Origin of the sequence: Methylophilus sp. Leaf414 (assembly GCF_001425425.1) — a bacterium.
In the GTDB taxonomy this organism is placed as follows: Bacteria; Pseudomonadota; Gammaproteobacteria; order Burkholderiales; family Methylophilaceae; genus Methylophilus.
The window spans coordinates 136,614-155,390 of sequence record NZ_LMQQ01000002.1 but is presented as its reverse complement, the minus strand read 5'-3'; the positions used below and the strand labels follow the sequence as shown (position 1 = coordinate 155,390).

Genomic DNA, 18,777 nt, shown 5'->3' with positions numbered 1-18,777 from the left:
AATCGTGTCAAAGTGGCTTGCTTTACAGGGCCTGCTCGAAATAATGCGTCATCAGTTCAGGCCGGTAGTCGCCGTGCATGAACAACGCCGGGCTGTCAAAGCGCAAAAACAAGGCTTCCAGCGCCAGCCTGCGCGCATTGAACGCATCCACGAATTTGGCCTTTACCTCGCTGCGGAAAAACAGTGTGCGGTTGCGCCCGGTTTCCAGGTCTATCATGGTGCCAAAGCCAAACTTGGGCAGCTTTTTGTATTCCTCATCGTCCCACAACACAACCGGGATCACCTTGTGCGCCGACATCGCTGACAAGGTTTTTTCAATCACACTGAGCGGCATATGAAAGTCTGAAATCCAGAACACCAGCGCCCGCGTCTGGCCTAAAAAGTTAGGCATATCCGCCACACCTTCCACCCCTATGCGCAGATGCTGGTAGTCATGCAACATGGCGATAGTGGCTTTGCTCTGGTGCAGGTTGCGGCTTAACGGCAAGGTGTAGTCTTCAAGCACCTGCTGGTTGTAACCGATAAACCCGAACAAATCGCCGGCGTGATAAGCCGAATTCGCCACCGCCGTCGCCACTTCCATCGCGGTATCCAGCTTGCGCTTGTGCCCGCGAAACTGCATGGAACTGGATAAATCGGACACCGCATAAATCGGCGTGGTGCTGTCCTGGTTAAACTGCCGCACCTTCACCTGCTCGAACGGGTCGCGTATGGTCTGGCGCAAATCCATGCGCCGCGCATCCGGGTAATCCACCAGGTTCACCGTACCGCGGTAATCTGAACCGATGCCGCGCTGCGTGCCCGGATGATCCCCCAGCTGTATGCTGTCCGACTTCCAGCCGATCACATACTCAAACGGCTGCGCATAGCCAGCTTCATCGGCCAGCGCCGGCGCTTTCTTATCGGCTTTTTTGAATGAACGTAGCATGTGGGTTTTCTTTCAATGCCTGCTTAGGCCGCTTTGCTGAAGCTCAGGCTAGGTACCGCAATCGTGCGGATGATGTTATTGGTCAACTCACGTGCCAGCGCCGTCCTGCGGTTTTCATACGCGGCATTGAACACCAGGCGGTGCGAGATCACTTCGTGGAACACGGCATGAATATCTTCCGGATACAAACTGTCGCGGCCATTCAGCCAGGCATTCACACGCGCCGCTTTCATCAGCATACCCATGCCGCGCGGGCTGGCCCCGGCCTGGATCAACCGCGAGATATCGACACTGTCCATGGTCACGCCAAATTTTTCCGGGTTCACCGTCGCATCCCACAAATCCATGGTGTACTCCTCCAGCACATCGCTGGATTGAATGTGGTCTTGCAAGCGGTCTGAAAACGCATTCAACTGGTCGAATTTGAGAATATCGCTCTCCACCTGTTGCGTCAGTTTTTCGGCATGCTGGAACTTGGTATTGAACACCAGCGATTTTTTCAGCTCGCGGTCAGCGGGAATCTCAATCGGGATCTCCATCATGAAACGGTCACGCGCCGCAGAAGGGATTTCAAACGTCTCGTTCTTTTCCACCTGGTTACGGTCGGCAAACACAATCATGTGCGGCATGCGGTATTCTTTTTTGAACGCGCTGATATGGCGCTCGGCCATCACCCGCAGCATCAGGGCATGCACCTGTGGCCGCGCACGGTTGATCTCGTTAAAGAAAAACACAGACAAGTCTTCACCCGCGCGCAACAACGGGCCTTCATCAATCTGTGGACGTCCGTCCGGGCCGAGGAAAGTGTGGTAAATCAGGTCATTCGGCATCAGGTCCACCGTGCCCTCAATCCGCTCGTAAGCGCCACCGATACCGCGCGCAATGGATTGCAGCAAGGTAGTTTTACCCACGCCGACGCCGCCATCCAGCAACACATGGCCACGGGCAAAAATCGCAATGTTCATCAAACGAATGGCTTTGCTCTGACCGACAATCACCTGGTTGACCTGCTTTTCCAGGTTGAGTGCATGGTTACGCCAATCTGCCAATTGAATATCCAGAGGAGCTGACATGAATGTTTCCTTTAATAGAATGTTTCAAAAATGTAACAGAATGTAACTAGTCCACAATCCTCCAGTTTTGAGAACATTGCTGGTCCAGTTAAATATGCGATATAGTGAAGGTTACATAGTCCAGATTTTTAGCAATAGCTAGGGATTTTTTCCCGCTGTTGAAACGTTCAGGGGTCGAGGGAGGCGTGAAAAATGCTACGTTCGTGGAGTCTTAAATTAACCATTACCGACACTTCGGGCTTGCCGGTCTATCTGCAGATCGCGCAGCAGATCATGGAAGAAATCCAGCGTGGCCGCCTGGCGCCCTCCACCGCCATGCCAGGCACGCGCGAGCTGGCAGAAAAACTGCAGGTCAACCGCAAAACAGTGATCCTGGCCTATGACGAGCTGATCGCCCAGGGCTGGCTGGTGTCCGAGCAGCGAAGGGGCTCATTCGTTTCCGCCAACCTGCCCAATTTCAACGCACAGCCGCAAACCGCCAAAACCAGTAAACAGCCCGCTAATGTGGTCGAAGGGCCAACGCATCCGCTGTTGAATTACCAGTCCCCGGAAGCCGGCGTGATTGATTTTAATGATGGCATCCCTGACTCGCGGCTGATACCGTTCAATATCCTGTCCCGCGCCTTCCGCCATGCCTTGATCGGCTCCAGCAAAAATCTGGGTTACGGCGACCCGCGTGGCACGCTGGCATTGCGGCAATCGATTGCCACTATGCTGAATATGGAAAGAGGCCTGAGTGTAGCTATCGACCAGATCTGTATCGCGCGCGGCAGCCAGATGGGTATCTTCCTGGCAGCGCGTGTGCTGACCAGGCCGAATGATTATGTCGTGGTAGAACAGTTGAGCTACCCGGCGGCGAAAGAAGCCTTCAGGTCCTGCGGTGCCAATATCCTTACCGTAGGACAAGATAAGCACGGCATTGATGTCGTCGCGCTGGAAAAACTGTGCAAGCAGCACCCTATCCGCGCCATTTATGTCACACCGCACCACCAGTTTCCGACCACCGTGATCATGACGGCGGAACGCCGCCTGAAGCTGCTGATGCTGGCCGAGCAATATGACTTTACGATTGTTGAGGACGATTACGACCACGAATTCCACTTCTCGCACCACCCGGTGTTTCCACTCGCCAGCACCAATCACGGTGGCCGCGTCATCTATGTCGGCTCCCTCTCCAAAGTGCTCGCCCCCGGTCTGCGTGTTGGTTACCTGGTGGCCACGCCCGGCCTGATAGACCGTTGTGCCAAAGAAGTGATGCTGATAGACCGGCAAGGCAATTCCATTACCGAGCTGGCAGTCGCCGAGCTGATGAATTCCGGCGAAATCAAGCGCCATATCCGCCGCACATTCAAAATCTATAACGAACGCCGAACCCTGCTGATTGCGCTGATCAAAAAAGAACTAAAGGAATACGTCACCTTCGATGCACCCGATGGCGGGCTGGCGATCTGGTTGCGCCTGAAAGAAGGTTTTGATGTAGAAAAAGTAGCCGAGCAAGCGTTAAAACACAAAGTGCGCATCCTGCCCGGCACCCTGTTTTCAGAATCGCAACAAAGCGTGCATACGATCCGCCTGGGGTTTGGCAGCCTGACTACGGTGGAACTGGAGAAAGGGGTGCTGGGCTTAAAAGCCGCTTTTACTGGTAGCTGAATCACTTCGCAAATCAGCTGTTGATGCATTTCCAACATATTGATATTTAAGAAAAATTAAATATGTCCGAAAACATATATTACAAGCAATTTAATTTTAATGGTGGGAAGATACAGATAGATCAATATAGAAATATTCGTTCATGCCATGAAAAATATTCAACATCAACATATTGAGAGCGATCAATACATCCAAACATTGATCGATAACTTCCCTTTCATGGTCTGGCTGAAGGATGTGAACAGCCGCATCCTGGTGGCGAATACTGCCTATGCAAACATGGTGGGTGTATCTTCAAGTGCAGAGTTGATCGGCAAGACTGATTTTGATTTTTTCCCGCCTGACCTGGCGCAGGAGTATGTCGATGGTGATCAAAAAGCCATGCGCAGCACTTCACCGAGCCCGGTCACGGTGCCGATCAAAAATTCAGACGGTGAGTATTACTGGATAGAGTCTTACAAATCTGCGGTGGTGGTCGATGGTCAAGTGGTCGGTTCTCTTGGTTACGCCAGGGATGTCACCGAAAATATCCAGAAAGAGCACGAATACAGATCCATCGTAGAAAACTCGTCCAATTGCATCGCCAAGTATAACAGTGCCTGCCAGCGTATCTTCCTCAATAATGCCAACTCCGCATTTTATGAAGTGGATTGCGCCAGCCTGATCGGCAAAACCCCTACGCAATATCCCGGTGGCGACTTCGCCATCGCCTTCGAGCAAAGTATCCGCGAAGTGTTTCAAAGCGGTGAAGACCAGCATGTCGCCTTCAGGCTGATCACCAGCAATGGCAAACACAAAATCATGGATACGGTATTAACCCCCGAATTCAATGCCAACCATGAAGTGAAAGCCGTCATCGCCATCGGGCAGGACATGACGCAATCATATGAAAACCTCGACCGCATCCATCACCTGGCCTATTTTGATTCCATCACTAAACTGCCCAACCGCATCGCCCTGCTGGAAGTATTGAATCAGTTCCTCACGCAATCGCCACCGTCAGAAGCTTCGTTTGCGTTTCTGATGCTGGACCTGGATGGCTTCAAGGCGGTGAATGATCTGCTAGGCCACGCCGAAGGTGATTTGCTGCTATACGAAATGGCCAGGCGCATTGAACGCGCTGTGCGCCCTACTGACACGGTTGCCCGGCTGGGCGGCGACGAGTTTGCGATTTTGCTATCCCAAGTGAAAGACCCGAAAAATGCAGGCATGGTCGCGAAAAAGATACTTGAATCCATCAAGCAGCCTATCCTGATCCGCGGTACAGAACTGTTTATATCCGCCAGCATAGGCATCGTCGTGTGCCCCGAACATAGCAACGTGGTCAGCGATATCGTGAAATTCTCCGATATCGCCATGTACAAAGCCAAAAAGCACGGCAGAAACAACTACCAGTTTTATTCGTCTGATTTATCGCAAACCACGATAGAACGCATAGACATCGAGCGCTCACTCCGCACCGCCCTGCAAAACGATGAATTCCTGCTGCACTATCAGCCGCAGGTGAATCTGGAGACCAACAAGATTGTCGGCGTAGAAGCCCTATTAAGGTGGAACCGTAACCACAGCGAAATGATCCCGCCTAACCGGTTTATCGGCATCGCCGAAGATTCAGGCTTCATCATCGAAATCGGCGAGTGGATCATGCAAACCGCATTTAAAGACGCCGTCAGGTGGAACACCAACCGCGAAGAACCCATCACCGTTGCCATCAACTTATCCAGCCGCCAGTTTATCCATAACAACCTGCTCAACTCCATCAAGCACCTGTTAAAGAAAACCCACTGCAACCCGGCATGGATCACCCTGGAAATCACCGAAAGCCTGCTGCTGAACGACAGCGCATACATCAGAAAAACCCTGAAAATCCTCGATAGTATGGGCTTCAGAATCTCCCTGGATGACTTCGGCACCGGCTATTCGGCGCTCAGTTATTTGAGCAAATTCCCGGTGAGTGAGATCAAAATTGATCAGTCTTTCGTGCAAGGCATTGCCGATAACAACGACCATAGATTGATTGTGCAGGCGATTATTTCAATGGCGAAAAGCTTGGGTAAAGAGTTGGTGGCAGAAGGGGTGGAGACGGCTGAACAGGCTAAGTATTTAGTAAGCTGTGACTGCAAAGTGGTGCAAGGATTTTACTTTAGTAAGCCTAAGCCGTTTGACGAGATTGATATGCAGCAATCCTGGGGGTTAGTAGTCTAAAAAATAATCTATTCAACTTAAATAGTCTGCAAGAAAAATGTCAGACCCCCAACAATTAAATACAAAATAACATATTGATTAATATATATTATTTTCAAAATTAATCCCGACCTATTTCTAGAAAAAATATATACTTTTTCTAGATTCCCGAAACCCTCTATTGCAATGTATTAAATTAACTTTGGATTTCAAATCAACCAACCTTAACCAAGGCATTGTCATTAACTGCACTAACCAGTTGTATGACCTTTTTAGCACTTGCTTCATCAAATACACCAACCAAACCGTCTTGATGAATATTAGTAAAAGGCGGTTCAAATAGCATGGCATTATCAATCATGCCATTCTTAGTGAGATAACTGATGATGTTATTAACAAACGTCATTTGATCAGCTTTAAGGTTTCCTGCCTGGATAAACTCAGCAAACACTTCTTGCGCGGAATTCGCATCCAAACCAACAATACTGCGTATAAATACACCTAGCGGCTTATCACCATAAGTCTCGACATAATCCTGTTTGGTACCAACAGTGGTGCCATCAAACAGGATTGTTTCCAGTGTATTCACTTCTGTTTCAGTAATCGGTTTATTTGTCTTGAGCTTTTGAATGACCAGGTGATTGCTGTGATCACGCACATAAGATTCCACGCGATCTTTATAGCTTTGTAAACGACCATACGCAGGAATCAGGTCATGTTGTTTCACGCCTATGAAATCTATTTCATCTTCAAAATTGGTTTCAACAATAGGCTGCGTTTCTTTATCTAAGTATTTAATCAAATCACGCAGTGACACCCGTACATTTTCCAAGCGATTGATATTGATGGTTTTCCAGAACTGCTCCACCTGCAACTCATTCAATAAATGCACTTGCTTTGCCACGGCGGGGATATTTTGTTTCTTCAATAGAGCTTTGGCCGTGCCGCTGATTTGTGTAATAAAGCGATCCGTACTGTAAGCAGCTGTCATGAGTGCCAATTGATAATTCAAAATCAAAATATCAAACCGCTTGGCAAGTTCATCATCTTCTTTTGCGGGCAAAGCGAGAGAGGAAAGATGGGTGTTGATATCCAACGTGTCACCTTTTGAGAGGTTTTGCCAACGTAACTTTTCGCTGTATTCAACGACGTAACGCAGTTTGGCTTTCACAACAAAGCGCGCGCTATCTAATGTAGAAATCGTTTGCTGCAGGTCAGAAATATAGGCTTCCGCCAGCACTCGTTCATCATCGCTACTCTCAGCGCGCTCCCGTACCAGTATTGCTAACTCCAGTTTGGCTTCAAAAATCTGTTGCGTCAGGCTCTTAATCGCCTTGGTTTTTACACCATCAGGGTTCACGCCGAAAAACTCAAAGTTTTGGCAATAATCAAAAATCACAAACTCGGTTTTATGCTGTCCAACCCCAAACAAATCCAGGCATAGTCGTGTACCACGGCCTATCATCTGCCAAAACTTAGTGGCCGATTTCACTTGCTTGAAAAACACCAGATTAACCACGCGTGGAGCATCCACTCCTGTATCCATCATATCGACCGACACAGCGATTTGCGGGTCCTTTTCTTCGTATTTATCAACAAAGGTTTCCAGCAGGCTTTGCGCCTTGCTTTCGTAGTTATCAATGACGCGCAAAAACTTGCCACCATATTCAGGATAGTTTTTATTGAAGCGTTCCTCGATAAACATTGCATGCGTATGGTTTTTAGCAAAGATAATCGTCTTACCAAGCTTCTCACCGCCCTGCACATGAATGCCATCCTGCATTAAATGCGCTAGAACCTTATCCACCGTGTCAGTGTTAAACAGCCAGCTATTTAGAGCAGCGCTATCAATCTCATCAGGCACCTCACCTGTCGTTGGGTCACCAAACTTTTCTTCATATTCGGCTTTCTCGCGATCCGACAACTGGTGATAACTCACCCCTTCACGGATAAATTTGAGCGGTACTGACATGGCCTTTGGTGGGACCAAGAAGCCTTCTTTTACCGCACTATCCAATTCGTATGCAAAAGTCGGGTTATCGTCCTCAATACCGAATAAGCCATAGGTGTTATGGTCGATATCAGTTTTGGGGGTTGCGGTCAGGCCAACCAATAAGGCATCAAAATAAGCGAAAATCGCTTTGTATTTTTGGTAAACCGAGCGGTGTGCTTCATCCACAATAATCAGGTCAAAATGCCCCACGCCATAAAAACGTTCGCCCTCACTAACATTGTCGATGCGGTTCATGATGGTTGGATAAGTGGAAAACACCAGCCGAGTGCCGTTATCTTCTTTTTCTTTGGTGAGATCAATCGCACTCAAGTTAGGCAGGTATTCATTAAATGCATTCTTAGCCTGCGTGACCAAGGCATTTCTATCCGCCAAAAACAATACCCGCTTAGCCCAATTACACTTGGTCAACATGTCTACAATGGCGGCGGCCGTGCGTGTTTTTCCACTGCCCGTCGCCATCACCAGCAAACTTTGTCGGGCACGGCCTCTTAGCTCACCTTGCTTATTTGTGGCGCCAAAATTTTCTGCCACGCGCTTAATGGCTTCAAGTTGATATGCCCGCTCTGCGATTTCTGCATTCACTTTAAATTCGCGTAAATCGGTACGACTCTGGCGACGGGCAATCAGCAACTGCAACTCTTCTTTACTGTAAAAGCCTTGCACCTCACGCTCTGGGTAAAACTGGTCATCCCATAAGTGCGTTTCAAAACCATTACTGTAAAAAATGATAGGCCGTTGACCTGTTTTCGCTTCCAGGCAATTGGCATACAACTCTGCCTGATGTTTGCCTTTTTTGGCATCAGCCATGGTTTTTTTGGCTTCGACTACCGCCAGTGGCAAACCATCATCGCCCCACAACACATAATCCACATACCCTTTACCTGTCGGGTTAGTGCTGGCTGGCATGCCTGTCACTTCGAACTCCAGGTCAGCGCCTTCTTTTAAATTATCCCAGCCACACTCTTTTAGCGATAAATCAATATAACGGCGCCGGGTTTCCGCTTCACTCACCAAGAGCGGCACGGCTTGCTCAAAACTAATGGCTTTTTCGCGGGCTTGTTTACGCGCAGCGAGTTCGGCTTGTTGCTGTAGAAGTTGGGCTTTTAACTGTGCATTTTCTTCCGCATGTTTGAGCCGAGCTTGTTCAGCTTCTCGTGCAGCTTGTTCTTTGGCTGCAAGTTGTTGCTGCAACACAGCAATTTGCTCGGCACTTTCTGGTTGTGCTTTGCCTGAAGGAATCAAACCTTCATCAAATACTTGCGGCGCTGGGGCCTGTTTGTCGTAATACGTCACCAAATACCGTAAAAAGCGGAACAGATATTTGAGTGACGCTAAGGCATCCTGCTGACTGACTTTGTTGCCATGCGCGGCCACATTACCTGTTTTGCGTATCAGGTGCAGTTCGCCTAGCATGGTCTGGTTAAACTGGCTGGCAAAACAGTGCTCGTGCATCAACGCGCTGAGTTCAGATTTAAACGGACGGCTTAACTTGGGGTCGTGGTCGTAAAGCCAGTTAATGGCATTTTCGAGGGTGCTGCGGCAAAAAATGGCAGCTGCTTTGGGGGAAAGCAATGTGAGTTGTTCAGCTTCCACTGCATCGGTATGCAAGGCGGGAAAATCGGCAATTAGAAAGCTGAAATTACTCATATTTGCTTATGCCCTCATTGTTGTCACTGCGAGGCCGCAGGCCGTGGCAGTCCATGGGTGATTTATATATCGCTTGGATTGCTTCACATTTGTTCGCAATGACACCATATTACGCCGCCATTTTCGCCGTCAATTCACCCGTAAACGCACGCTGTAACAGGCTATTAAATAATGCATCGGATTTTTCTAAGCTTGCTTGCGCTTGTTGTTTTTGGGCTTCGATGAGTTGGAGGCTTTCTGAAAATTTATTCTGAAGAGAAATTGGCGGATTTCCAAACTCAATACTTAGAATTATTTTTTTATTTAAATTCATCATGGTGACTCCTAGAGAGTGTTGTTCCAGATACTCACGCCCACTTTTACTTGATAATACATGCAACAAAAACATAGGATTAACTAAACTGCTAGGGCGGATAAACAAGCTTCCAGTCCCACAAAAATAGCCGTTTTCGTTTTTAGTTACTAAAGCACAACGCCCCATTTCACCACGCCTTGCCATAATTAAATCGTTCGTTTTTAAATGATAATTTGGCAAACTTTTAAACTTTTCATTTGTTAATGTAAAACTAAAGTTTGGAACAATTTTACAGTCAACTATATGAACCGGATTAATTAGCGGGAAACCGTTTTCAACGTAATCTGACTTATGAAGTTGAGAACCAAAAGGACCAATTTGTACAAATTCAATTAGATTCGATAAGGTTGTTTTTTCAAAATTTTTCGGATTTAAAAATGGGTCACCAAACATTTCCAAAAACAGGGATTGGCTGAGTGCAGTGTAATGCTCGACCAGTTGTTGGTCTTTTTGTCTGAGGCTATCCGCCGCATCCAAAATCGCCGCAATTTTTTGTTGCTCGGCGAGAGGTGGTAGATTAATTTTCAGCCTAGCAACATCTTTAGGATAAAGGTGAATACCTTTCACCATGTTTCGTATATTGAACTTTGTTGACTCCAAACGAAACCAGAAATTTAGATAGGCTGAGTCTACTTTGTTATTTTTCCCTCTAATAATAAGCCATTCGCCTGTCGGCAAAGAACCGACTACTTTTTGTTCTGCACGATACTGCTTACTACCAACGTAAGCAGCATTATGTGCAGCGTTAAGTATTAAGGTGTCATTAAGCTGAATTAGCTTCAATTTTGATTTGTTTGCCAACTCGACATCAACGAAGGACTCAAACATTCCTTTAAATTTACCACTCTCGGTAACATCTTTTATCTTTAATACTGGATAACCTTCATCTCGCTGCTCAAGCTTCGATGGTGTTTTCCCATTAAAAACATTGGCTATATCGTCTAAAAAAAACTCTGCCCAGTTCACTCCAACAACCCTTTCAACACCGCTAAAGCCTTTGCCCGCTCTGTATCCAAGCGCTCTATCTCCGCAATAATGTCCGCTGGGCTATCGTGCTGCATTTGCTCATACACCACTTGTTTATAGCGGTTAATGCTTAAATCCCAATTGTTTTGCTCTATCTCGGCCAGTGGCACTAAAAAGCTTTGCTCTGTGCGGCTGCGGTTGGTTTCATTTTGGCGAGTTTGGTAGCGAGCAACAATATCGGAAATGTCGTTGTCTTTTATCTGGCTGCGTTTGTCGTCCAGGCTATAGCCATCGGCTTGCATATCGTAAAACCACACGTTATCGGTGCCGCCGTGGTTGGTTTTGGTAAACACCAGCACGGCGGTGCTCACACCCGCATAGGGTTTAAACACGCCGCTGGGCATGGAAATCACGGCCTCCAGTTTATGTTGGGCAATAATGGTTTTGCGGATTTGCACATGAGCGTTGGAGGAACCAAACAGCACACCATCGGGCACAATCACCGCACAACGACCACCGACTTTGAGCATACGTAAAATCAACCCTAAAAACAGCAACTCGGTTTTCTTAGTTTTGACTGTGGTTAGTAGGGAGCTTTCTACACCGTCGTAATCTAACGAGCCCTTAAAAGGCGGGTTGGCGAGTATCAAACTAAATTGCTCGCGGCTATCTGCGTTCGCCTCACTCAAGGCATCTCGGCCAATCAGCTGTGGATGATCTATACCGTGCAATTGCAGGTTCATGGCAGCAATTCGCAACATAGTGGCGTCAAACTCGACACCGGTAAACATGTGCTCGTTGTAATGCACTAGAAATTTATCGTCGTGAAACCAGTCCTCATGATGTTCATGTACATATTCACCCGCAGCCACCAAAAAACCTGCCGTGCCACAGGCTGGGTCGCAAATGGTATCTTCTTGGGTAGGTTGCATCATTTCAACCATCATTTTGATGATGTGTCGCGGTGTACGGAACTGGCCATTGGTACCTGCAGTAGCAATTTTAGAGAGCAGGTATTCGTATAAATCACCTTTGGTATCACGGTCATCCATTTGGATTTTGGCGATCATCTGCACCACTTGATCAAGAAGCTTTGGCGTCGGAATCATGAATGTCGCGCCCTTCATATAGTGCGCAAAGACACCTGCCCGTTTGTTATCTTGCTCACCCAGCTGTTTCATGTGCTCAAACACAGTGAGGTTATCTGCATCTACCTGTGGTTTCGTGAACAGGTCGAACATCGTTTCGGGGTCTTTGTTCACAAATGAATGCCACCTGAAGCGCTCCAGTTCAGGTGTGTAGAGAGGCGACTTTAACTTTGTACCAAGAAGATTGGATCTTTTTTCATCGCGTAATTGGTTTTCATCCAGACGGCGTAAAAATAGCAAAAAGGTAAATTGCTCAATGACGGTCAGCGGATTACTGATGCCCCCTGTCCAAAATGTTTCCCAAATTTTATCGACTTGGCTTTTTAATTCACCTGTAACCATTGCTTATTTCTACTTATCTAAATGAAGGGAGTTTTGATATTTTTATTTTGTTGAATTCTAATTCAACCACTTCTATCAAGATACTATTGTCTTGGTACTGCGAAGATTATTTGTACAATACAAATAAACCTTGAAACTTAGATGTCGCTCTTGATTCACTAATAATCTGAGCCGTAACAACAATTTTCGCCCTACCCTTTTCCTTATAAGTCTTTTCAAAATTATCCCAACCATCCGCTGATTGAAAACTCGCCACACATTCAAAATCTGTTTTAACCGGCAATAAATAATCGATCTCCTGGCGCTTGATCACCAGGTTACCTTTTAACCCTGCTTGCTCAATTTTGGATTGCACTAGCGACCAGGCCGTGGTGATTGAAATGGCCGCGATGCTGCCGCCAAACACAATATCGAGATGGTTTTTGTTGAGGGCATAAGAGCCGTGCACGGTGAGTTGGTGATCTTCGATTCTTGAGATTTTTATCCCCAGATTTTTGGTTTGCGGGATAAGCTTGAATAAGGTGTTTTCGAAGTTCTGTTCCAGTTGACCCATGGTGCTTCCTTTTCTAACTGTTGTTTTTAAATTTTATCGTTCAACTTTGGCTGGCTTTGCAGCAAACGGCATTCGGCGAATAGCTCTGCCACCCATTCAATAAACGTGCGCACTTTGGTTGAGAGGTGCCGGTTTTGCGGGTATAGCGCATTCAGCGGCAGGCTGCCAGTGGGGTAATCGCCCAGCACTCTTTCTAACTTACCCTCATTTAAATAGCCTTGCACCATAAAAGTGGGTACCTGACAGACCCCTATGCCCGCCAATGCAGCGGCGACAATGGCATCGCCATTATTGATGGCGAGTTTGCGGTTGGTGGGGATTTCCTGCTCTTCGCCTGCGTGCTCAAGGATGAAGTTGCGCACTTTGCCGGTTTTGGAGGAGAAGAAGTGCACGGCCTGGTGGCGTTGCAGGTCGTCATGATGAGTGGGCCTGCCGTAGGTTTGCAGGTATTCCGGCGAGGCAACCAGCAGGAATTGCATGGTGCCTACTCGCCTGGCGACAAGGGTGGAATCCAGCGGATGACCAACGCGGATCACGCAATCGACACCTTCTTCCAGCAGATCGATAGGTCTGTCATCACAGCCGATTTCTAGCTGGATCTCCGGGTAGCGTTTTAAAAAGTCTTGCAGCGCGGGGATGATCACCAGGCGGCCCAGCGGTGTGGGCACATCTACCCGCAGGCGGCCTTTGGGGTTGCTGGTGGCCTGGTGCAGGGCCGCTTCGGTTTCTTCCAGCTCGTTCAATAACCGGATCGCCCGCTCGTAATAGGCGGCACCATCGGTGGTGACGCTGATGCGGCGGGTGGTTCTGTGCAGCAGTTTGACCCGCAGGCGTTTTTCCAGCGCCAGCACTTGCGCCGAGACTGTGGTTTTGGGCAGGTTTAATGACATGGCGGCTTTGGTAAAGCTTTCAAGCTCCACTACCCGTGTGAATGCCAGCATGGTGTCGAATCTATCCATCAATGCCTCAAATAACCTATCGATTGTGCAATAAATTAACACAGTGATTGCTAATTTAGTCTATTTATCTCGGATTTTTAATTATTTATAGTGGTTACCAGTTTCAAACAAGCTTTAAACAAGCATTCACATTTTTAATTAAGGAGATTTTCATGAGCAAGAAACTTGAAGGTAAAGTCGCAGTCGTTACTGGTGCATCTAAAGGCATAGGCGCAGAAATCGCCAAACGCTTTGCGCAGGATGGCGCGGCAGTGGTAGTCAATTATTTTTCCAGCAAGGCGGGTGCCGACAAGGTGGTCGCGGAAATCACACAGGCTGGTGGCAAAGCGGTGGCAGTCGGTGGTAACGTAGGCGAAGCAGGTGCTGCTGAAGCGATTATCAATGCGGCGATTACTAACTTCGGCAGGCTGGATATCCTGGTCAACAACTCCGGTATTTACGAATTTGGCACTATTGAACAGATCACGCCTGAACACTTTCACAAACAATTCGATACCAACGTACTGGGCTTGTTGTTAACCACGCAGGCAGCGGTGAAACACCTGGGCGAAGGCAGCAGCATCATCAATATCGGTTCTGTGGTGAGCCGTTTAACGCCTCCTGGTGCGGCGGTGTATACGGCAACCAAAGGCGCAGTGGATGCGATCACCGGTTCATTGTCCAAAGAGTTGGGGCCACGCAAGATCCGCGTCAATGCCTTGAACCCTGGCCTGGTCGAAACCGAAGGCACACAAACGGCTGGCGTCATCGGCTCAGAAATGGAAAGTGGTTATGTGGCGCAAACACCATTGGGTCGCACCGGGCAGCCAAGAGATATTGCCGCGATTGCATCTTTCCTGGCTTCGGATGACTCATACTGGTTGACCGGTGAACAATTGCTGGCTGGTGGCGGTTTGCGCTAATACTGAAAGATTTAAGGTAGCACTGAAAGGCAAAACAAATGATCAACTTATATACATGGGCGACACCGAATGGCCGCAAGATTTCCATCATGCTGGAAGAGCTGGGACTGGACTATGAGGTGAGCCCGGTTGATCTGGGCAAGCTGCAACAATACTCGCAAGAGTTTGGGGCAATTTCGCCCAACAACAAGATTCCGGCGATTGTCGACACTGAACCAGGAAAAGAACCAGTGGTGATTTTTGAGAGTGGTGCCATTCTGACCTACCTGGCGGAAAAACACGGCCAGTTTCTGGCCCCGTCAGGCCAGGCACGTTACACCACGTTTGAATGGTTGCACTGGCAGACCAGTGCTTTGGGTCCTATGCTGGGCCAGCTGGGTTTCTTTGCCGTGCGCAGCCAGGAAAAGGCGCCGCTGGCGATTGCCAGATTTACCGAAGAAGCGGACAGGCTGCTGAACGTGATGGACAAGCAGCTGCAAAACAACACTTACCTGGCGGGTAGCGAATATTCGATTGCCGACATTGCCAGTTATGCATGGACACTGGCGGCGACCGGTTACCTGAAAGAGGTGCTCAAGGACTCCCTGGCGACCAAACCGGCATTGCACCGCTGGCTGCAAACCGTAGGCGAAAGGCCTGCGGTACAACGGGGTATGGCGATTCCCCAAATTTGAAATCGGTAAACATTTTAAAATGGACTTTGAAATCATCGAGGTGATTAAGCTTTGTCGAATAAAGCATTGATGTGGACCACCACTTTTCAAACACCTGCAACCAGCCAACCGGTGACGTTGCAGGGTTTCGGCATGCCAGGTAAAAGACCCGGTCAAACCAGATCACCGGTGGTGATATTTTTCCACGGCGGGTTGTTTAATGCGGGCAACATTGAAGAAGCTTTTGCGCTGGCGACTGCGCTCACCGATCAGGCGCTCACCGATCAGGCGCTCACCGATCAGGCGCTCACCGATCAGGAAAACCAGGCGATTGTGGTGTGTGTGGATTATCCGTTAGCCCCTGAAGTGAAATTCCCCGCCACCATTGAAGTCGCCTTCGCCGCACTCCAATGGGTAGTTGACAATGCCAGGCAGGTTGGCGCAGACAGCAAGCGGATATTTGTGGCCGGTGAGCATGCGGGTGGCAACCTGGCAGCGGTAGTTGCCATGCTGTTTCGCGACCGTGCGATGACCTTTAACAAGCAAACAATTTTGGCGGGCCAGATATTGATCAACCCGATGCTGGATGCGCTACAAACTTCGAAATCGATGGGAGCGGCGGCCGATAGCCCGTGCCGGCGTGCCTGGGCGGAATATATTCCAACCGCCAGTGATTGCATCCACCCTTACGCTTCACCGTTGCACTCATGCCGCCTGGGCGGGCTGGCGCCTGCAACCATTATGACGACTGAATCTCACCCGCTACGGGATGAAGCGGAGGCGTATGCGGCGAAATTGTTATTGGCTGGGGTGCCGGTGCAGGTGCGCAGGTTGGGAGATAGTACACACCCTCTGACTTCACCGCTGCACCCTTGTTTCAACAATTTGACCCAGCTGATCCGGCAAGTACTGCTGGATAAAAGTACTGCTGGATAAAAGCTAGCCAACAAGGCTGATATTGTTAAATGTCATTCTCGCTACTCAACTCCCCTGGCGATAATTGACCCTCTTCTACTTCTGCCGCGATTTCAGCCGAGTGTGAACCGGGTGGCTGCTTGTCATTTTTCTTATGGGTTTTGGGTGGTAACAGCGAGGTTTCATCCAGGACTGGTGTTTCAGGTGGGTGTGCATGGTTCTTGGATTTATCATTCTTGTCTGGCATACGGTTCTCCCTCAAATATCTAAACAAAAAGCTTACTCACTGGTCTGACAAGGCATCCGCGTTTGTGTTTCATTGTAAGTGTATTCTATTGCCTAAATTTACTGCCTTAACCTATGTCATCACCCACTTTGCAGTTACACAGTTTGCCATTGCAGCGTTTGCCTTTACCGAATGGATTCCGGCCGCAGGATTTCCTGACTTTTCATGGCCGGGACAAACTGGCGGTATCGGAAAGCGTCACCGGCAACACACTGCAAAAAGCGATTGTGTGGAGAGACCGGCCTGCCCTGTTAACGCTAGCGTTTGATTTGAATTTAGTGAAATATCACCTGGCGCTGGATGACCCGCTGCTACACATTGGCGCGGAAGAAACACTGCAGTTGGTGCAACATATACTGGGGCTTACGCAAGCGATTGCCGGGTTTGAACAGGCCTTTGCAACGCACCCATTACTTAGTGCAATGATTGCCGAGCAAGCAGGGCTACGCGTGCCGGTGAGTGTCAGCCCGTTTGAAGCGCTGACGTGGGCGATTATCGGCCAGCAGGTCAGTTTGAGCGCGGCGATTGCCATGCGGCGTAAATTTATCCAGCAGGCGAATATCAGGCATTCTTCAGGTTTTTATTGCTACCCTTCACCAGCGCAGGTGTCGCAAATGTCAGTCGAATCATTGCGGCTGGCAGGTCTGTCACAAAGCAAGGCGAATACGCTGTTGAAAGTCAGCGAGCTGATGCTTAGCGGGCATTTGCCACTGGATGACTGGCTGCATCACCAGGCATCGCCCGAGCTGATCGCTAATAGCCTGGCTGCCATCAAAGGCATTGGGCCGTGGACTATCAGTTATGCATTACTCAGGGGCTATGGCTGGCTGGATGGCTCGTTACATGGGGATGCCGCGGTACGGCGCGCGATCAGGGGATTGATGGCATTGGAGCAGTTGAACGATAAAGAGGCTGAGCAATGGCTCAAACCTTTCAGCCCGTGGCGCGCTTTGCTGGCTGCACATTTATGGGCCTGGCAATCGCGCTCACCTGGCTGAGTCAATGTCAGGGATTTAAAAAGTGAGGGCTCGATGATATTCAAATCAAGCCGGGCAAGGCATGCCTGCATTTACCCATTGTTTGACTGCGGCGACCGTTTGCTCTTTGGTGAGTGGCGGCACTGTGCGGTTGCCACCGGGGTTCCAGCCCCAGGCGACCAGCTTGTCATCAGCAAAGTGAGTAATCAGTTTCTGGCCGTCTTTACCGCCATTGCGGGCCGGGTCTTTCAGCACCATGCACAGGTCTTTGGGCGAGAGGCCGATAAATACCATTTTGTTTTCCGGTGACGGCAATTGCCAGTGTGGCGCACCCGGTGGCGCATGCATGCCCATCACGGCGGGGGAGTTTTTCTGCTGGTGGCAGGAGCTGCATTCCATCGCTGGCATGCCTTTACCATCCATCCCGCGCTGTACCAGCATGGCGTGCGGTTTGCCCTGGTCATATTGCAAGGGCTGATCACCGGGAATATGGCAGTTTTGGCAGCGTGGATGTTGCAGGACAGAACGGATAGGCTCAAACAGTTGTGCCGGCTCGGCGCCGATGACGGCTGCAGCATATAGTGCACTGTACACCACCAGGAGTCCGGACCATAAGTTGTTGTTTTTTGGGCGGTACATACAGTCTTCTCCTTGGCCGGTTGAAATCTGGGTATCAGCTAGTGCAAAGGCCTGACATCAATGCCAGGCCATTCATGATTATTTTTTACAGGTCTCCGCCATGCAAATCAGGCGAAAGAAAGCTCGTGCCAGATAGATTTGTCATTGGCTGCAACGGGATCGTCAAAGCTATTCTGGTGCGATTTGATCTTTCCATTTTCCGTATAGAAAGTCAGCTCGAACTTGTTAGTCACCGGCAAGTTCTGGAAAGGACCTGAAGGGTCAAATGAACGGTATTGCAGGCACAGGTAGATACCTGGTTCGATCAGCAGGTCAAACCGTTGACCGTAGGCTGAGTTAGTGGATACATCTGTTTGCTTGAAACCGTAGGCTAGCGCATCCCGTCTGACGTGATACCAATCCTGCTCATTGCATGCCTGATTAATCGAGAAACTCAATACTTCAAATATTTGTTCTGCAAATTCGTTCGGGGTACGCATACTCGTTCAACCTGTTTTTATTAATTAAAATCACTACTGAAGATGGCGGTAGTGTAGGTTGAAATGTGTAGGATAAAAACTGGCGGAAATCTGATTTTATTGTCAGA

16 protein-coding genes are annotated in these 18,777 nt (G+C 48.8%); 6 read left to right on the top strand and 10 right to left on the bottom strand.

Going from position 1 to position 18,777, the window contains the following annotated elements; translation table 11 throughout:
- Positions 1–22 precede the first annotated feature (22 nt).
- Positions 23–928, bottom strand: a complete 906-nt coding sequence (locus ASG24_RS05185; protein WP_055868677.1) for a DUF58 domain-containing protein — start codon at positions 926–928, stop codon at positions 23–25.
- Positions 929–951: 23 nt separating this feature from the next.
- Positions 952–2,001 carry a MoxR family ATPase gene (locus ASG24_RS05180; protein ID WP_055868675.1) on the bottom strand — a complete coding sequence of 350 codons (1,050 nt, stop codon included), beginning with the start codon at positions 1,999–2,001 and terminating at the stop codon, positions 952–954.
- A gap of 192 nt (positions 2,002–2,193) precedes the next feature.
- On the opposite strand from ASG24_RS05180, the gene ASG24_RS05175 reads away from it, so the two are divergent.
- Positions 2,194–3,651, top strand: coding sequence for a PLP-dependent aminotransferase family protein (locus ASG24_RS05175; RefSeq protein ID WP_055868673.1), 1,458 nt, complete (start codon positions 2,194–2,196; stop codon positions 3,649–3,651).
- A gap of 147 nt (positions 3,652–3,798) precedes the next feature.
- Entirely contained in the window at positions 3,799–5,856 is a 2,058-nt protein-coding gene (locus ASG24_RS05170; protein ID WP_055868671.1) for an EAL domain-containing protein, read from the top strand.
- Positions 5,857–6,049: 193 nt separating this feature from the next.
- On the opposite strand, the gene ASG24_RS05165 is transcribed toward ASG24_RS05170, so the two are convergent.
- From ASG24_RS05165 to ASG24_RS05145, 5 genes are all read right to left on the bottom strand, one after another.
- On the bottom strand, positions 6,050–9,496 hold the full coding sequence (locus ASG24_RS05165) for a DEAD/DEAH box helicase family protein (RefSeq protein WP_055868669.1): 3,447 nt from the start codon (positions 9,494–9,496) through the stop codon (positions 6,050–6,052).
- Between the two features lie 109 nt (positions 9,497–9,605).
- The gene (locus ASG24_RS05160) at positions 9,606–10,817 is read right to left on the bottom strand and encodes a restriction endonuclease subunit S (protein WP_055868668.1); all 1,212 of its coding nucleotides are present in this window, start codon (positions 10,815–10,817) and stop codon (positions 9,606–9,608) included.
- Positions 10,814–12,307: a class I SAM-dependent DNA methyltransferase gene (locus ASG24_RS05155; protein ID WP_055868666.1), complete on the bottom strand. Its 1,494-nt coding sequence runs from the start codon at positions 12,305–12,307 to the stop codon at positions 10,814–10,816. Before ASG24_RS05155 ends, ASG24_RS05160 begins: the two co-directional genes overlap by 4 nt.
- Before the next feature lie 106 nt (positions 12,308–12,413).
- Entirely contained in the window at positions 12,414–12,860 is a 447-nt protein-coding gene (locus ASG24_RS05150; RefSeq protein WP_055868664.1) for a YiiD C-terminal domain-containing protein, read from the bottom strand.
- A 26-nt stretch (positions 12,861–12,886) separates the two neighbouring features.
- On the bottom strand, positions 12,887–13,819 hold the full coding sequence (locus ASG24_RS05145) for a LysR family transcriptional regulator (protein ID WP_055868662.1): 933 nt from the start codon (positions 13,817–13,819) through the stop codon (positions 12,887–12,889).
- 152 nt (positions 13,820–13,971) lie between these two features.
- Between ASG24_RS05145 and ASG24_RS05140 the strand changes: the two genes are divergently transcribed.
- Genes ASG24_RS05140 through ASG24_RS05130 form a run of 3 tightly spaced genes read left to right on the top strand, consistent with a single transcriptional unit; the run spans position 13,972 to position 16,310 of the window.
- The gene (locus ASG24_RS05140; protein ID WP_055868660.1) at positions 13,972–14,721 is read left to right on the top strand and encodes a glucose 1-dehydrogenase; all 750 of its coding nucleotides are present in this window, start codon (positions 13,972–13,974) and stop codon (positions 14,719–14,721) included.
- A gap of 38 nt (positions 14,722–14,759) precedes the next feature.
- The gene (locus ASG24_RS05135) at positions 14,760–15,395 is read left to right on the top strand and encodes a glutathione S-transferase N-terminal domain-containing protein (protein WP_055868658.1); all 636 of its coding nucleotides are present in this window, start codon (positions 14,760–14,762) and stop codon (positions 15,393–15,395) included.
- Between the two features lie 51 nt (positions 15,396–15,446).
- A complete protein-coding gene (locus tag ASG24_RS05130) occupies positions 15,447–16,310 on the top strand; it encodes an alpha/beta hydrolase (protein WP_235562314.1) in 864 nt (287 codons plus the stop codon).
- Positions 16,311–16,335: 25 nt separating this feature from the next.
- On the opposite strand, the gene ASG24_RS05125 is transcribed toward ASG24_RS05130, so the two are convergent.
- Positions 16,336–16,536, bottom strand: coding sequence for a hypothetical protein (locus ASG24_RS05125; RefSeq protein WP_055868653.1), 201 nt, complete (start codon positions 16,534–16,536; stop codon positions 16,336–16,338).
- 113 nt (positions 16,537–16,649) lie between these two features.
- Here ASG24_RS05125 and ASG24_RS05120 point away from each other — a divergent pair, with 113 nt between their 5' ends.
- Positions 16,650–17,573, top strand: coding sequence for a DNA-3-methyladenine glycosylase (locus ASG24_RS05120; protein ID WP_055868651.1), 924 nt, complete (start codon positions 16,650–16,652; stop codon positions 17,571–17,573).
- Positions 17,574–17,618: 45 nt separating this feature from the next.
- Here the strand turns inward: ASG24_RS05120 and ASG24_RS05115 are convergent, their stop codons facing one another.
- Together ASG24_RS05115 and ASG24_RS05110 are read right to left on the bottom strand one after the other, a co-directional pair.
- Complete coding sequence (locus ASG24_RS05115) at positions 17,619–18,191, bottom strand: hypothetical protein (RefSeq protein WP_055868650.1); 573 nt, start codon at positions 18,189–18,191, stop codon at positions 17,619–17,621.
- A gap of 107 nt (positions 18,192–18,298) precedes the next feature.
- Entirely contained in the window at positions 18,299–18,670 is a 372-nt protein-coding gene (locus ASG24_RS05110) for a hypothetical protein (protein ID WP_055830654.1), read from the bottom strand.
- Positions 18,671–18,777 lie beyond the last annotated feature (107 nt).

Bases quoted from the DNA above. Each gene is read 5' to 3' on its own strand.
- ASG24_RS05125 (WP_055868653.1), bottom strand. From the start codon at position 16,536: ATGCCAGACAAGAATGATAAATCCAAGAACCATGCACACCCACCTGAA.
- ASG24_RS05135 (WP_055868658.1), top strand. From the start codon at position 14,760: ATGATCAACTTATATACATGGGCGACACCGAATGGCCGCAAGATTTCC.
- ASG24_RS05110 (WP_055830654.1), bottom strand. From the start codon at position 18,670: ATGCGTACCCCGAACGAATTTGCAGAACAAATATTTGAAGTATTGAGT.
- ASG24_RS05175 (WP_055868673.1), top strand. From the start codon at position 2,194: ATGCTACGTTCGTGGAGTCTTAAATTAACCATTACCGACACTTCGGGC.
- ASG24_RS05165 (WP_055868669.1), bottom strand. From the start codon at position 9,496: ATGAGTAATTTCAGCTTTCTAATTGCCGATTTTCCCGCCTTGCATACC.
- ASG24_RS05150 (WP_055868664.1), bottom strand. From the start codon at position 12,860: ATGGGTCAACTGGAACAGAACTTCGAAAACACCTTATTCAAGCTTATC.
- ASG24_RS05185 (WP_055868677.1), bottom strand. From the start codon at position 928: ATGCTACGTTCATTCAAAAAAGCCGATAAGAAAGCGCCGGCGCTGGCC.
- ASG24_RS05170 (WP_055868671.1), top strand. From the start codon at position 3,799: ATGAAAAATATTCAACATCAACATATTGAGAGCGATCAATACATCCAA.
- ASG24_RS05120 (WP_055868651.1), top strand. From the start codon at position 16,650: ATGTCATCACCCACTTTGCAGTTACACAGTTTGCCATTGCAGCGTTTG.
- ASG24_RS05115 (WP_055868650.1), bottom strand. From the start codon at position 18,191: ATGTACCGCCCAAAAAACAACAACTTATGGTCCGGACTCCTGGTGGTG.
- ASG24_RS05180 (WP_055868675.1), bottom strand. From the start codon at position 2,001: ATGTCAGCTCCTCTGGATATTCAATTGGCAGATTGGCGTAACCATGCA.
- ASG24_RS05140 (WP_055868660.1), top strand. From the start codon at position 13,972: ATGAGCAAGAAACTTGAAGGTAAAGTCGCAGTCGTTACTGGTGCATCT.
- ASG24_RS05155 (WP_055868666.1), bottom strand. From the start codon at position 12,307: ATGGTTACAGGTGAATTAAAAAGCCAAGTCGATAAAATTTGGGAAACA.
- ASG24_RS05145 (WP_055868662.1), bottom strand. From the start codon at position 13,819: ATGGATAGATTCGACACCATGCTGGCATTCACACGGGTAGTGGAGCTT.